Annotated in this window: 11 protein-coding genes and 1 pseudogene; 10 read left to right on the top strand and 2 right to left on the bottom strand. The window is 56.7% G+C overall.

Annotated features, from left to right (window positions below; all coding sequences use genetic code 11):
• Nucleotides 1-4: 4 nt before the first annotated feature.
• On the bottom strand, nt 5-961 hold the full coding sequence (locus C1J02_RS07300; protein WP_114877981.1) for a sugar ABC transporter substrate-binding protein: 957 nt from the start codon (nt 959-961) through the stop codon (nt 5-7).
• Nucleotides 962-1,266: 305 nt separating this feature from the next.
• On the opposite strand from C1J02_RS07300, the gene C1J02_RS07295 reads away from it, so the two are divergent.
• The 9 genes and pseudogenes from C1J02_RS07295 to C1J02_RS07250 form a co-directional block, all read left to right on the top strand.
• Entirely contained in the window at nt 1,267-2,997 is a 1,731-nt protein-coding gene (locus C1J02_RS07295) for an ABC transporter substrate-binding protein (RefSeq protein WP_254693276.1), read from the top strand.
• Between the two features lie 24 nt (nt 2,998-3,021).
• Nucleotides 3,022-3,831, top strand: a complete 810-nt coding sequence (locus C1J02_RS07290) for an SDR family NAD(P)-dependent oxidoreductase (RefSeq protein ID WP_114877980.1) — start codon at nt 3,022-3,024, stop codon at nt 3,829-3,831.
• Between the two features lie 65 nt (nt 3,832-3,896).
• Nucleotides 3,897-5,207 (top strand): Xaa-Pro peptidase family protein, encoded by a 1,311-nt coding sequence (locus C1J02_RS07285; RefSeq protein WP_114877979.1) that lies wholly within the window; start codon nt 3,897-3,899, stop codon nt 5,205-5,207.
• Between the two features lie 76 nt (nt 5,208-5,283).
• The gene (locus C1J02_RS07280) at nt 5,284-6,279 is read left to right on the top strand and encodes a thiamine pyrophosphate-dependent dehydrogenase E1 component subunit alpha (RefSeq protein ID WP_114880442.1); all 996 of its coding nucleotides are present in this window, start codon (nt 5,284-5,286) and stop codon (nt 6,277-6,279) included.
• Nucleotides 6,280-6,289: 10 nt separating this feature from the next.
• Complete coding sequence (locus C1J02_RS07275) at nt 6,290-7,285, top strand: alpha-ketoacid dehydrogenase subunit beta (protein WP_114877978.1); 996 nt, start codon at nt 6,290-6,292, stop codon at nt 7,283-7,285.
• Nucleotides 7,275-8,582, top strand: coding sequence for a biotin/lipoyl-containing protein (locus C1J02_RS07270; protein WP_114877977.1), 1,308 nt, complete (start codon nt 7,275-7,277; stop codon nt 8,580-8,582). Before C1J02_RS07275 ends, C1J02_RS07270 begins: the two co-directional genes overlap by 11 nt.
• Before the next feature lie 15 nt (nt 8,583-8,597).
• Entirely contained in the window at nt 8,598-10,028 is a 1,431-nt protein-coding gene (locus tag C1J02_RS07265; RefSeq protein WP_114877976.1) for an NAD-dependent succinate-semialdehyde dehydrogenase, read from the top strand.
• Between the two features lie 10 nt (nt 10,029-10,038).
• Nucleotides 10,039-10,917, top strand: a complete 879-nt coding sequence (locus C1J02_RS07260) for a 2-oxo acid dehydrogenase subunit E2 (RefSeq protein ID WP_114877975.1) — start codon at nt 10,039-10,041, stop codon at nt 10,915-10,917.
• A 406-nt stretch (nt 10,918-11,323) separates the two neighbouring features.
• A pseudogene (locus C1J02_RS07250) lies at nt 11,324-11,530 on the top strand (hypothetical protein); the annotation flags it as partial.
• Between the two features lie 148 nt (nt 11,531-11,678).
• Here C1J02_RS07250 and C1J02_RS07245 read toward each other — a convergent pair.
• Nucleotides 11,679-12,065, bottom strand: a complete 387-nt coding sequence (locus tag C1J02_RS07245) for an FAD-binding protein (protein WP_114877974.1) — start codon at nt 12,063-12,065, stop codon at nt 11,679-11,681.
• 21 nt (nt 12,066-12,086) lie between these two features.
• Between C1J02_RS07245 and C1J02_RS07240 the strand changes: the two genes are divergently transcribed.
• Nucleotides 12,087-13,438 (top strand): IS3 family transposase gene (locus C1J02_RS07240; RefSeq protein ID WP_114877554.1). Its coding sequence is split into 2 segments (ribosomal slippage): nt 12,087-12,423 and nt 12,423-13,438, totalling 1,353 coding nucleotides; the frame shifts between segments, so codons are not numbered across the junction.
• The last annotated feature ends 1 nt before the right edge of the window (nt 13,439 follow it).

Raw genomic sequence — 13,439 nt, 5'->3', positions numbered from 1 at the left:
AAGCTTAGAATACAGGCTTGGTGAATTCGCCCATGTTGTCCTGAGTGATCTTCGGCGTGTCGAAGTAGTTCAGGAATGGCAGCTCTTCGCCGTTGAGCAGATCAATCGCGGACTTCAGCGCGGCTTCTGCGTCATCAACAGGCGACTGGTAGATCGAACCCCAGTAGGTGCCTGCAGCCATCGCTTCATAACCAACTGCGAAGTTGGTGGCACCGACGAAAGTGATGCCCTCGCGACCAGCGGCCACAGCTGCGTTCATTGCGCCAACACCCATGTTGTCATCGCCGGAATAGACGCCGTCGATGTCGTCATACTTGACGAGGAAGGCTTCCATAACCTGCTGCGACTTTTCACGGTTCCAGTCACCAGGCTGCTCGTCGATCTGCTCAACGTTCGGACAGACTTCGGGCAGACGGTCGTTGAAGCCCTTGGCGCGCTCGATGGCCGTCGTGTAGCCGGGCTGGCCTGTGATGTGAACAACCTTGGCTTCGTTCTCAATACCCAATGCCTTGAAGCGATCACACATGATTTCGGCAGAGCGTGAGCCTTGTGTAATGTTATCTGGGCCAGAGAACGTCGCGACGAACGGGAAACCGGCTTCAGCGATGTTCGAGTTGGTCACGACAACCGGAATGTCAGCCTGATGCGCTTTGCGGACAGCAGGGATCACAGCTTCGCCGTTTGTTGGCCAAATGATGATCGCATCAACTTCTTGCTGGATCAGGTCTTCCATCTGGGCGATCTGGCGGGCAACGTCGCCACCGGCGTCCAGAACGACGACTTCAACGTCTGCGTTTGCTTCCGCGGCAGCAATGAACGCTTTTTCATATGTTGTTTGATAGCTGTCGACGCCCACGTTGTTTTGCGTGATGCCAATGCGCATGGTTTCGGCGCTGGCTGCACCTGCGACGGTCAGTGCTGTTGCCGCGGCAGTCGCGGACAGAATTATACGAAGTTTCATTGTGATCTCCTCCAAGAATTTTTTAGACGCTTATGTCTTTTCCCCACCCTCCCGGCGGGAATCACCATCCGGCGAACCGGTATGATCCCTTTTACCATGCAGATGCCGCTCCAACCCGGCCCCTCAAATAACATCCATTTTGGATAAAATTATATCTATTTTGGATACTTTTGCGATACATTCTGAGGCCATTCCCACAGCAACATAAGGGGTATCTCGTGACGATTCCAAAATCATCCAAAATGAACAAATCACGTGGCAAGCGCCACTATAATGGAAAGGCAGCGGTCGAGGGTATGAATGCCATGAGGGGGGAGAATTTCAATCAGCTGATGCCGCCTCAAGCGAAGGCAGATATTCTAAGCGTTCTATCCTTTATGGAAGACCTCGGTGACGAGCTTGAAAACTCGTCCGACCTATTTGCATCCACCCCAAACCTGCGCATTTCAATGCACCTGATCCGCAGCCATCTCGAAGGTCGGCTGACGACAATGACGTCACTCATCGGTGCAAGCCGTGCGCCTTATGCAACCGCCAATCGCCGCATCAAAGACATGCAAGAGGCTGGGTTGATCGACCAGCGCGCACGCACGTCGACTGGCAAAAGCTTTTCCCTGCATCCCAGCGTACTTTTGTTGGACCAATGGACCCAGCTGACAAACCGTGTGCAGCGCCTTGCCGCTGCACAATTCGGCGGTGCTGCGTCGACAGAAGCATCTGACTACTACTTCGGCGGGTCTTACCTGAACGCAAAATCAATCCCACCAATGAAGGTTTTGGCCGAGCCGCTCAAGCTGGCGGGCGGCTTGCGCGTTCTGGTGCATGGTGATCCAACCTTCATGGTGATGGATAACCTCAAGCGACAGTTTGAGCAGACAATCGGTACGCAAATTCATCAACGTGCCTTTTCGATAGACCGACTGCGCGAAGAAACCATGCGTAATGCCAGCCGCAAGTCGAGCAACTACGACATCATCGCCGTTGATCTGCCATGGGTCGGAGGGTTCGCCGAACAGAACGTCTTGATGCCGCTTGATGAGATCATGGATATCGCCCGTATTGATCCTGCGGACTTCCATACCGCTGGCTGGCAAGCGGCCCACTGGGGCGGCCGCGCCTACGGCATTCCGGCGCAGACTACGCCAGAGCTTTTATTCTATCGCAAAGACCTGTTCGCACAGACGGGTCTAGAGCCACCCACCACAGCCCAAGATTTATTGGATGTCGCGAAGGCGCTGCACGATCCACAGCGGGGCGTGCATGGAATTGCATGGAACGCCGCGCGCGGGACGGCACTGGGGCACACGGTTTTGATGACGCTGGCGGATTTTGGGCAACCCATTCTGGATTTGACACCCAATGCGGGTGGTTTTGATACCCAGCACCTTGTGAACCGTGACTACCGGTTCACCATTGATACGCCAGCGGGTTTGCAAGCGGCAGAATTCCTCAAAGAACTGCTCAAGTATTCCCCACCTGATATTTTGTCGATGTCATGGTACGAGCGCATTCGGCCCTATGCCGCAGGGCGGATTGCGATGGCTTATGGCTACACGTTGCTGGCTCCGTATTTTGAGCTGGATGACGCGTCCCCCGCAAAGGATCAGACGGGCTATTTGCCGCATCCCGCTGGCCCCAACGGCGCACCAATCGCACCTGTTGGCGGTTACGTGATGGGAATACCCGCCAATTTGCCAAAAGAACGCGTTGCAGCGGCGGTCGAGGCCTTGCTGGTCTTTACCTCACCCCCTGCGCAAAAGTTATATGTTCAGAACGGCAGCCGCACGAACCCACGCTATTCGGTCGGATCGGACCCCGATGTGCGACGCCTATCACCCATATTCGAGGCCGTCGATGCCATGTCATGGCGCGATGAGCTTCAATTCTGGCCGCGCCCGCCGATCCCCGAGATCAACGAGATCATCCAGATCTGCGGAGAAGAATTTCACGACATGCTGCGTGGCATCATCAGCCCGCAAGATGCATTGCGCCGCGCGCAGGCGCGCGCCGACGCAACCCTTAAACCACCAACTTAGTCATGACGTCAGGAGGAGACACCCATGGACCCCAACCGCCTCAAAGGTAAAAATATTCTCATCACCGGTGCCGCCCGCGGCATGGGCGAGGCCAACGCGCTTTCGTTTGCTGAACAAGGCGCAAATGTCTGCATCGGTGATCTGGATCTCGAGATGGGCCAAACGGTGGCCGACAAGATCAACGCTGCCGGAAACGGCAAAGCGATTGCTGTCAAAATGGATGTCACAAAGCGCGAAGACAATGCCGCCGCCGTGGCCGCCACAGTCGAAGCCTTTGGGTCGATCAACGTCGGTGTGTTCAATGCAGGCCTGAACAAGCCCCGGTTCTTCATGGATATCGATGAAGACAACTGGGACATGATCATGAACGTCAACACCAAAGCGATGTGGCTGGGCATGCAGGAAGTCGCGCGCCAGATGATCGCTCAGGGTCCGATGGAAGATCACCCCTACAAATTAATCAATGTTGGCTCCATCGCGTCGAAAAAGCCGCTGGTGGATGTGACCGTATATTGCACCTCTAAGTACGGCTGTCTGGCGCTGACCGAATGCGGCGCGCTTGGGCTGGCAGAGCATAACATTACCGTCAATGGCTATGCGCCGGGCGTGGTCGTGACGCCGCTTTGGGAGCAACTGGACAAAGATCTGGTGGAGATCGGGTTCAAAGAACGCGAAGGCCAAGCCTATGAAGACATCGTTGACAGCGCCCTTGTGATCAAGCGTGTGTCCTATCCCAAAGATATCGTCGGCACCGCGTCGTTCCTCGCGTCTGACGACAGCGATTATATGACCGGCCAAATGATCTCGATCGATGGCGGCTGGGCCACGACGTAAAGCCCGCCACACCAGAATTTCAACAAGAAACGGGTGCGCTTGGCCGTACCCGAAAGGAGTGTCTCATGTCAGAACGTCCGGGCAATGCCCTTATGCCGAACTTGCTCACCCCAATGGATCTTGAGCCCAACTGGGAATGGCGTGACAAGCTGCCAGCCCATGGCCACATGTCCGTGGATTTTGAACGCCGCATCGACCACGACCGCCTGCGTCGCTACCGCCTTGCGCGGACCCGTCAGTCGCTGCAAAACTCGAACGCGGGCACGCTGCTGTTGTTTGATGTGAACAACATCCGCTACGTCTCGGCCACCAAGATCGGCGAATGGGAACGCGACAAGATGTGCCGTTTCTGTCTGCTGACAGGTGACGACAGCCCCTACGTTTGGGATTTTGGATCCGCCGCAGAGCACCACAAACGCCACTCCGACTGGCTGGAGCCCAGCCACTGTCTTGCCGGTGTTGTTGGCATGCGCGGAACAATCCCGCCAGAATTCGGCTTGATGAAGAAATATGCCAAGCAAATTGCCGGATTGATCCGTGATGCTGGCATGGCCGATATGCCTGTGGGTGTGGACTATGCGGAAACAGCAATGTTCCACGCCCTTCAGGAAGAAGGCCTGAACGTGGTCGATGGTCAGCAGATCATGTTGGCGGCGCGCGAGATCAAGAATACCGATGAAATCCAGCTATTGACCCAAGCGGCTGCGATGGTCGATGGCGTCTACCACATGATCTACGAAGAACTGAAACCAGGCATCCGCGAGAATGACATTGTCGCCCTGTCCAACAAGATGCTCTATGAGATGGGCTCGGACGATGTCGAGGCGATCAACGCGATTTCAGGTGAGCGCTGCAATCCGCATCCGCATAACTTCACGGACCGTTTGATCCGCCCCGGAGATCAGGCGTTCTTTGACATCCTGCAATCCTATCAGGGCTATCGCACCTGTTACTATCGCACGTTCAACGTCGGCCGCGCGACGACGTCGCAAAACGACGCCTATGTGAAAGCCCGCGAATGGATCGATGCCTCTATCGCAATGATCAAACCTGGCGTTTCTACTGACAAGGTGGCCGAGGTTTGGCCGACCGCCGAAAGCCTCGGTTTTGCGAACGAGGATCAGGCCTTTGGTCTGCAATTTGGTCACGGCCTTGGTCTGGCGCTGCATGAGCGACCCATCATCAGCCGTGCTGTGTCGATGGATCACCCGATGGAAATCAAAACCGGCATGGTCTTCGCACTGGAAACCTATTGCCCCGCAACCGACGGCTATTCCGCCGCACGGATCGAGGAAGAGGTCGTTGTGACTGAAACTGGTTGCGAAGTCATCAGCCTGTTCCCGGCTGAAGAACTGCCGATCGCCAACCGCTACTGACCGGGGACAAAGCCCCGCCTTGCGTTTTCTCCCTGCGCAAGACGGAACCGAACCCTTCATCGCACAAGAGGACATCATGGCTAAATCAAAGACAAATACCGAAGATTACCTGCGCATGTACCGCCAGATGGTGCGCATCCGCTCTTTCGAGGATAATGCCAACCAGCTTTACCTTTCGGCCAAGATGCCAGGCTTGACCCATATGTATTCCGGTGAGGAAGCCGTTGCCGTGGGCATCTGCGAAGCACTGAAAGTGACGGACAAGATCACCTCAACCCACCGTGGCCACGGCCACTGTGTCGCCAAGGGTGCGAATTTCAAAGAAATGTTCTGTGAACTGTTGGGCAAGGAAGAGGGCTACTGCCGCGGCAAGGGCGGTTCGATGCATATCGCGGATCAATCCAACGGCAATCTGGGGGCCAATGCCATTGTTGGCGGCTCCATGGGGATCGCGACGGGTTCTGCCTTTACGGCAAAATTGTTGGGCAAAGACGATGTGACGGTCTGTTTCTTTGGGGACGGTGCCACGGCGCAGGGCCTGATGTACGAGGTCATGAACATGGCCGCCCTGTGGAACTTGCCGGTCATCTACGCGTGCGAAAACAACGGCTATTCCGAATACACCAAGACCGAAGAAATCGCCGCCGGATCGATCACCGCCCGCGCAGAGGCCTTTGGGATCGAAGCGCATCAGGTTGACGGGCAGGACGTTCTAGCTGTCAACGAATTGACACAAAAGATAGTTGCCCGTGCACGCAAGGGCGAAGGCCCATTCTTTATGGAACTGATGACTTATCGCTACCACGGCCACCACGTGGGCGACATCAACCGCGAATACTACCGCTCCAAGGAAGAAGAGAAGGACTGGAAGGAAAACCGGGATCCGATCATCAAATTCCGCGGCTGGCTCATCGAACAGGGCATCGCTTCCGAAGACGAGATTGAAGCGATGAACGCCGAGATCAGACAAGATGCAGAAGAGGCTGTCGCCTATGCCGAGGCCGCGCCTTACCCAGACCAAACCGAGGTCGACATGCACGTCTTTACAGACGTCAAACACGCGCTGGCCTGAGGAGAACGACATGCGAGAAATTACACTGTCCCAAGCGGTCAATGAAGCACTGGCCGAAGAGATGCGACGCGATGAAACCGTTTTTATCATTGGTGAGGATGTGGCCGAGGCAGGAACGCCTTTCAAAATCCTGAGCGGTCTTGTCGAAGAGTTCGGCACCGAGCGCGTGGTCGACACACCCATTGCTGAACCCGGCTTCATGGGCCTTGCTGTGGGTGCCGCGATGACGGGCACACGGCCAGTCGTGGACCTCATGTTCGGCGATTTTATCTATCTGATCATGGATCAACTTTGCAATCAGGCCGCCAAGACGCATTACATGTCGGGTGGCAAGATGAGCGCGCCTTTGGTGCTGCGCACCAACATGGGCGCGACCCGCCGCTCTGCCGCGCAGCATTCCCAATCACTACACGCTCTAGTCGCTCATATTCCGGGCCTGAAAGTGGCGATGCCGTCATCGGCCTATGAAGCCAAGGGGCTTATGAAAACCGCCATCCGCGACAACAACCCTGTCGTGATCTTCGAAGACAAGCTGATGTATAACGACAAGGCACCCGTCCCGGAGGAGGAATTCCTGATCCCCTTCGGAGAGGCCAACATCAAACGCGCGGGCAGCGATATCACCCTCATCGCCACGTCCTCAATGGTGCAGGTTTGTGAAGCTGCGGCCGAGATCCTTGCGAAGGAAGGAATCGAGGCCGAAGTGATCGATCCGCGCACGATCGTGCCACTGGACGAAGAAACGCTCATTGCGTCAGCCAAGAAAACCAGCCGCGTGATCGTCGTGGATGAAGGCCACCAAAGCTATGGCATCACCGGTGAAATCGCTGGCCGGATCAATGAAAAGGCCTTCTACCACCTCGACGCACCGGTCCTGCGCATGGGTGCGATGGATGTGCCCGTACCGTTTTCGCCTGCGCTAGAAGATATCACCGTTCCGACGCCCGAAGGCGTGGCAGACAACGCGCGCAAACTCATGTCAGGGGAGATGATCCATGCCGCATGAGGTCATCATGCCGGCCCTTGGGATGGCGCAGGACACCGGTAAGATTGTCAGTTGGCTCAAGTCCTCTGGCGATCCGGTTAAGGCTGGTGACGCGCTGTTCGAGGTGGAAACCGACAAAGCCGTGATGGAGGTGGAATCCCCTGCCGATGGCTACCTGACACATGTGCAGGCCGAGGCCGGAGCTGATGTGCCCGTAGGTCACGTCATCGCCCTTGTCTCTGAGATGGCCGAAAGTAGCGACACTGTCGCGAAGGCCCCTGCTGACGCGGATGGCGGTGATCAAACAGCATTGCCCGAAGGCAAAGCCGTCATCATGCCCGCGCTTGGCATGGCACAGGATACAGGCGTGATTGTCGCTTGGCACAAGGGCCTTGGCGATCCCGTGGCCGCGGGTGATATTTTGTTCGAAGTGGAAACCGACAAAGCAACCATGGAAGTCGAGGCAGGTGTTGATGGCTTCGTGGCAGCATTGCTTGCCGAAGTCACTGAAGCAGCACCGGTTGGGGATACGATTGCCATTATCTCTTCTGAGGCACCAGCCAATCCTGTGCAGCGTAGCATTGCAGGCGGCACCGCATCAAAACCAGCTGCGACGCCTGCCCCAGCACCAAACGCTAAGGCGAAAGAAAAATCCAAGCCTGCGCCATCACCCAAGCAGGGCAGCAAATCCCCGGCGATCAGATCAGCTGACGGTCGTATTCTGGCCTCGCCGAAGGCGCGGCGATTGGCGCTGGTACAGGGGCTGGATCTGAACCGCCTTGCAGAGGCCGGACATCCCCAGCCCTTCCATGTCGCGGATCTTGAAGTGCTCAAGGCAATGCCCGCGCAGGCGGTAGAAACTACGGCAACATCGTCCCGCCACCTCACGGCAGATTTGCCCACAGACGGATTCGCTGACTTTGCAGAGTGGGCAGCAGAAAACGCTGATCTGAAAGATGCAAACGCCGTACTGGCGGGCCTCGCAGCCGCAAGCCTTGGCCAAGATGCGGCAACCATCGCGGTCGAAAGTTTCGGGCAAAGCCGCGCATATTTTGTGCCCGCAGGTGCATTCAGCAACATCGTTGAGGCTGAGGAAGACAGCGCGCCAGACCTCATATTACGCGACCTGCGCATGAGCCGTGTCAGCACTGTCAGCCTTGGCGCGGAAAATGCGCCTGTTCTCACGCTGACACGGGCGGGCAGTGGGCTGTCCATCACGCTCGAATGTGCGGGCCATCACCTATCCGCCAGCGAGGCCGTCAGCCTTCTATCAAAATTCGCAGGCCGCATGGAGCAAACGCTCCGCCACCTGCTCTAAATCTTGGAGACACCAATGGAATATACCGACCTTTACATCAACGGCACGTGGACAAAGGGGACGTCAGGCGAACGTTTCGATGTCATCAATCCTGCTACCGAAGAAGTTCTCGCCTCTGTGGCCTCTGCTGAAATTGCCGATGCAGACGCAGCGCTGGATGCCGCCGAAGCCGCGATGAAGGACTGGGCCGCACGCACGCCGCGTCAGCGTTCCGAAGTATTGCGCAAGGCATGGGAGCTGATGACCGCAAGGTTTGATGAATTCGCCCATCTCATCACGCTGGAAAACGGCAAGGCCCGCGCCGATGCCATGGGCGAGGCCACCTATGCCGCTGAATTTTTTCGCTGGTTCGCCGAAGAGGCTGTGCGTGCCGACGGGATGATCACCCATGCCCCCGCGTCAGGCGCGCGCATCGTGGTGCAGCACAAACCTGCAGGGCTTGCCGTGCTGGTCACGCCTTGGAACTATCCGGCCGCCATGGGCACGCGCAAGATTGCCCCGGCCTTGGCGGCTGGGTGTGGTGTGATCATAAAACCCGCCTCCGAAACGCCGCTGACGATGCTGGCCTTGATGCCATTGTTGGAAGAGGCTGGCGTGCCTGCCGGGCTTGTCAATGTCCTGCCGTCGCGGCGCACTGGCGCTTTGGTCGATCATATCATGCATGATCCGCGCGTTCGTGTCGTCAGCTTTACCGGCTCAACAGGGGTTGGTCGAAAGCTGTTGAAAGGTGCCGCCGACCAAGTGTTGAAACCTGCGATGGAACTGGGCGGCAATGCCCCCGTTGTCGTCTTCGAGGATGCCAACATGGATACGGCCATCGAAGGTACGATGTTGGCAAAGATGCGCAACCTCGGCGAAGCTTGCACGGCCGCCAACCGCATCTATGTGCATGAAAACATCGCCGAAGAGTTCACCCGCCGCCTGAGCGCCGAGATGTCCGCGCTCAAAGTGGGCGACGGTACGGACCCGAGCGTCGATGTCGGCCCGCTGGTCAATGCAGATACCCGCGACAAGGTCGCCGAGTTCGTGGCAGACGCTGTCGCCAAGGGCGCTAAAGTCGAGTGTGGTGGGACCTTGCTGAACGGCAAGGGCTTTTACTATCCGCCGACAGTTCTCTCGAATGTATCCGAGGATGCCGAATGCGTCCGCGACGAGATCTTCGGCCCTGTCGCAGCAATCCAGACCTTCAAAGATCACGATGACGTCATCGCGCGTGCCAACGACACCGAATACGGCCTTGTCGCCTATGTCTTTTCTGAGGATTTCAAACGGGCGCTTCAGGTCTGTGAACAACTAGAATACGGCATGGTCGGCTTGAACCGCGGAATTGTGTCGGACCCCGCCGCACCATTTGGGGGCGTTAAGCAATCTGGTCTTGGCCGCGAAGGTGGGCATGAAGGCATGCTTGAATTCATGGAAACCCAATACATTTCGGCCAGTTGGTAAGGGGGCGGACATGAGCGACATCATCGCACCACCTTCAGTTCGGGCCCTTGCGCGCGAAAAAGGGATCAACCTGGAAAAGCTTGCTAAGGAATTGGGCCGCACATCCATCGCGCGTGAGGATTTGGAGGGTGGAAAGCCCGCCGCCGGGCCTGTCTCTGACACCTCATATTGGGACGTGGATCACAGCCAGTTCGGCCCTGTCACCGAAGAGCCGATGAGCCGCTTTGCGCAGGTGGCTGCCGCAAACCTCGGGGCCGCCAATGCCCTTATCCCGCAGGTTACACACCATGACCGCGCCGATGTCACAGTCATCGAGACGCTGCGCAAAGATCTGAAAACCGAGGCGCAAGCCCGCGGCGTCAAACTGACCGCACTGGCGTTTCAGGCCAAAGCCCTCGCGCGGGCGCTGCGGGAATTTCCACGGTTTAATGCGTCGCTTTCGCCCGATGGCGAAACGCTGACGCTTAAGGACTACGTTCACATCGGCATCGCGGTTGACACGGCGCATGGCCTGATGGTTCCTGTCGTCCGAAACGTGGACCGCAAGGGCCTGTGGCAGATCGCGGCGGAAATCGCCGATCTCGCCTCTCGCGCGCAAAACCGCAAAGTCGGTCCAGATGAAATGGGCGGCGCGTCGATGACGATGACCAACCTAGGCGGAATCGGCGGCATTGGTTTCACGCCCATCGTGAACCCGCCCGAAGTCGCCATTCTCGGGCTCACGCGCTCGGAAGTCGTCACCGTCTGGGACAGCGGCACGCCGCGTCCCGTTCCCATGGTTCCACTTGATCTGAGCTATGATCACCGCGTCATCAACGGCGCAGATGCGGCACGCTTCGTGACCTACCTTGCGGGTCTGATCGCCGATCCGCGCCGGATCATGGTCTGAGGGGTTGTAAATTTCTGACAACGACGCTGACCTCATTGTTTTGGGCGCAGTTCCGGGCGGATACGCTTGTGCCTTTCGTGCCGCCGATATGGGGCATTTCAACCGGAAAATTCTCTGTCGATCTGGACAATCTGCGCGCCAAAAAAGAGAGCGTTGTCGCGCAATTGACCACAGGCCTTCTTGGCCTTGCCAAGCGCCCGAAAAGTGCAGACCATCCGTGGCGCGGCTTTCTTCACTCGGGACAAGAGCCTCCATATCGACGGCGCGGCTTGGACATTTGATCAAGCTGTGATCGCTATCGGCTCCGCGCCGATGCGCTTGCCCGGCTGGCCCGAATCCAAGCGGGTAGTCGGCATCCTTGTCACTTACCGGACCGACCTGAAGCAATCCCTTGGCGTAGCGCGTATACGCGCCACTGCGCATGGGTGACAACATCGATGTTGCGGCCATTCTGACCGAAGAAGTTGCATCTGGGGATATGTTGATGCTCATGGTCCATTCCGAAGCAGGCGGTATCACAGCAGGCGGGTTTGAATATACGCTCGGTGCTACTGAAGACGGCCCTATCCGCGTTGATGGTAGCCTTGTGATGGCCGTAATCACCGCTGAATAGAATTGACCACGGTCCTTCGAAGAGTTTCTAAATGTGTAACTATTTCCGGGCCTGCGTCAGTAGGTTGCCCGCAACTCAAAATCCATTTGCGCGCAACTTCATAGCTGGTCGTTTGAGCTACTCCCCATTTATTGGACAGGTTCTGGCTTTAGCCCGCTAAGGAAAGTGCAGCACCATAACCAGCACGGCGGCCAAACACGGCACCGGATGTCAATCCGGAACCACCAGGGTAGCCTGCAAAAAAGACTCCGCCAACAAGTTCGCCAGAGGCGAAAAGGCCTTCGATGGGGTAACCTTTCTCGGATACTACATTGCCGTTTTCATCCACCTTTAGTCCTCCATAGGTAAACGTGATGCCCCCTGTGACTGGGAAGGCGCGAAATGGGCCATGGTCAATTCGCTGGGCCCAGTGGGTCTTCGGCAGAGAGAGCCCCTTTGTGCCTTTGCCGTCCAAGGCAGTCGGATCGAAAGTGTCTGACGTCAGCACCCGCGGGACAGATTTGAGGGTTTGAATAAGGGAGGATTTCTGGTTCATCTTATCGATTAGGAGATCGAGATGACGAAGAAAGCCCAGACGTCCAAAGACGCTGCCGACAAGGTAGTTAAGAACATCCGCCGTAAGACCCGGCAGACATATTCAGCTGAAGAGAAGATCCGCATTGTATTGGCAGGCTTGCGCGGCGAGGAAAGCATCTCGGTGCTGTGTCGCCGCGAAGGTATCGCTGAGAGCCTTTATTACAGCTGGTCGAAGGAATTTCTCGAAGCTGGCAAGCGCCGGTTATCTGGCGACACGGCACGGCAGGCCACATCGCCTGAGGTAAAGGATTTGCGTTCTGAGTCCTTGGCCCTGAAAGAATGCGTTGCCGATCTGACCCTTGAGAACCGTCTGCTCAAAAAAAGCATGACAGGGGCTGGGGAGTTCGAGGAATGAGATACCCTGCGTCTGAGAAACTGGAGATCATCCGCACCGTTGAGGGATCGCATCTGCCAGTCAAGCAGACCCTCGACATGCTGGGCATCCCACGCACGACATTCTATCGATGGTACGATCTCTATGTCGACGGCGGCCTGGATGGACTGGCTGACAGATCTCCACGCCCAAGATCGGTCTGGAACCGCATCCCGGATGCCCGCCGTGGCGACCTGATTGAGTTTGCGCTGGAACATGAAGAGCTGACCACCCGGGAACTGGCCGTCAAATACACGGATGAGAAGCGGTATTTTATATCTGAATCGTCAGCTTATCGCATTCTCAAAGCTGCTGATCTCATCACCGCACCGGATTACGTGGTGATCAAAGCGGCCGATGAGTTCAAAGATAAGACAACGGCCATCAACGAGATGTGGCAGACCGACTTCACCTACTTCAAGATCATTGGCTGGGGTTGGTATTATCTCAGCACGATCCTGGACGATTACAGCCGCTACATCATCGCCTGGAAGCTCTGCACAAATATGCGGGCCGAAGATGTGACAGACACGATTGAACTGGCTCTGACAGCATCAGGCTGCGACCAGGCTGTTGTGCGGCACAAGCCACGTCTGCTTAGCGACAACGGCTCATGCTACATCTCAGGCGATCTGACCAAGTGGTTGGAGGATCAAAAAATGACGCATGTCCGCGGCGCGCCATTCCACCCGCAGACCCAAGGCAAGATCGAACGCTGGCACCAGACCATGAAGAACAGGGTTCTGCTGGAGAACTACTACCTACCCGGTGATCTCGAACGCCAAATCGGGGCCTTCGTCGAATACTACAACAACCAGCGTTACCACGAGAGCCTGAACAACGTCACACCCGCAGACGTCTACTTCGGTCGCGACAAAGCCATTCTCAGGGAAAGGAAGAAGATCAAGAAACAGACAATCCAACAACGTCGCTTGCAACATCAAAAACAAGCAGCATAAT

Source organism: Sulfitobacter sp. SK011, assembly GCF_003352065.1.
Classification (GTDB): Bacteria; Pseudomonadota; Alphaproteobacteria; order Rhodobacterales; family Rhodobacteraceae; genus Sulfitobacter.
Note: the sequence above shows the minus strand (reverse complement) of the source record. Positions and strands in the feature narration are given on the sequence as shown.

Coding starts and splice junctions, on each gene's coding strand:
- C1J02_RS07285 (WP_114877979.1), top strand. CDS start 3,897: ATGTCAGAACGTCCGGGCAATGCCCTTATGCCGAACTTGCTCACCCCA.
- C1J02_RS07260 (WP_114877975.1), top strand. CDS start 10,039: ATGAGCGACATCATCGCACCACCTTCAGTTCGGGCCCTTGCGCGCGAA.
- C1J02_RS07265 (WP_114877976.1), top strand. CDS start 8,598: ATGGAATATACCGACCTTTACATCAACGGCACGTGGACAAAGGGGACG.
- C1J02_RS07290 (WP_114877980.1), top strand. CDS start 3,022: ATGGACCCCAACCGCCTCAAAGGTAAAAATATTCTCATCACCGGTGCC.
- C1J02_RS07300 (WP_114877981.1), bottom strand. CDS start 961: ATGAAACTTCGTATAATTCTGTCCGCGACTGCCGCGGCAACAGCACTG.
- C1J02_RS07245 (WP_114877974.1), bottom strand. CDS start 12,065: ATGAACCAGAAATCCTCCCTTATTCAAACCCTCAAATCTGTCCCGCGG.
- C1J02_RS07295 (WP_254693276.1), top strand. CDS start 1,267: ATGAGGGGGGAGAATTTCAATCAGCTGATGCCGCCTCAAGCGAAGGCA.
- C1J02_RS07280 (WP_114880442.1), top strand. CDS start 5,284: ATGGCTAAATCAAAGACAAATACCGAAGATTACCTGCGCATGTACCGC.
- C1J02_RS07275 (WP_114877978.1), top strand. CDS start 6,290: ATGCGAGAAATTACACTGTCCCAAGCGGTCAATGAAGCACTGGCCGAA.
- C1J02_RS07270 (WP_114877977.1), top strand. CDS start 7,275: ATGCCGCATGAGGTCATCATGCCGGCCCTTGGGATGGCGCAGGACACC.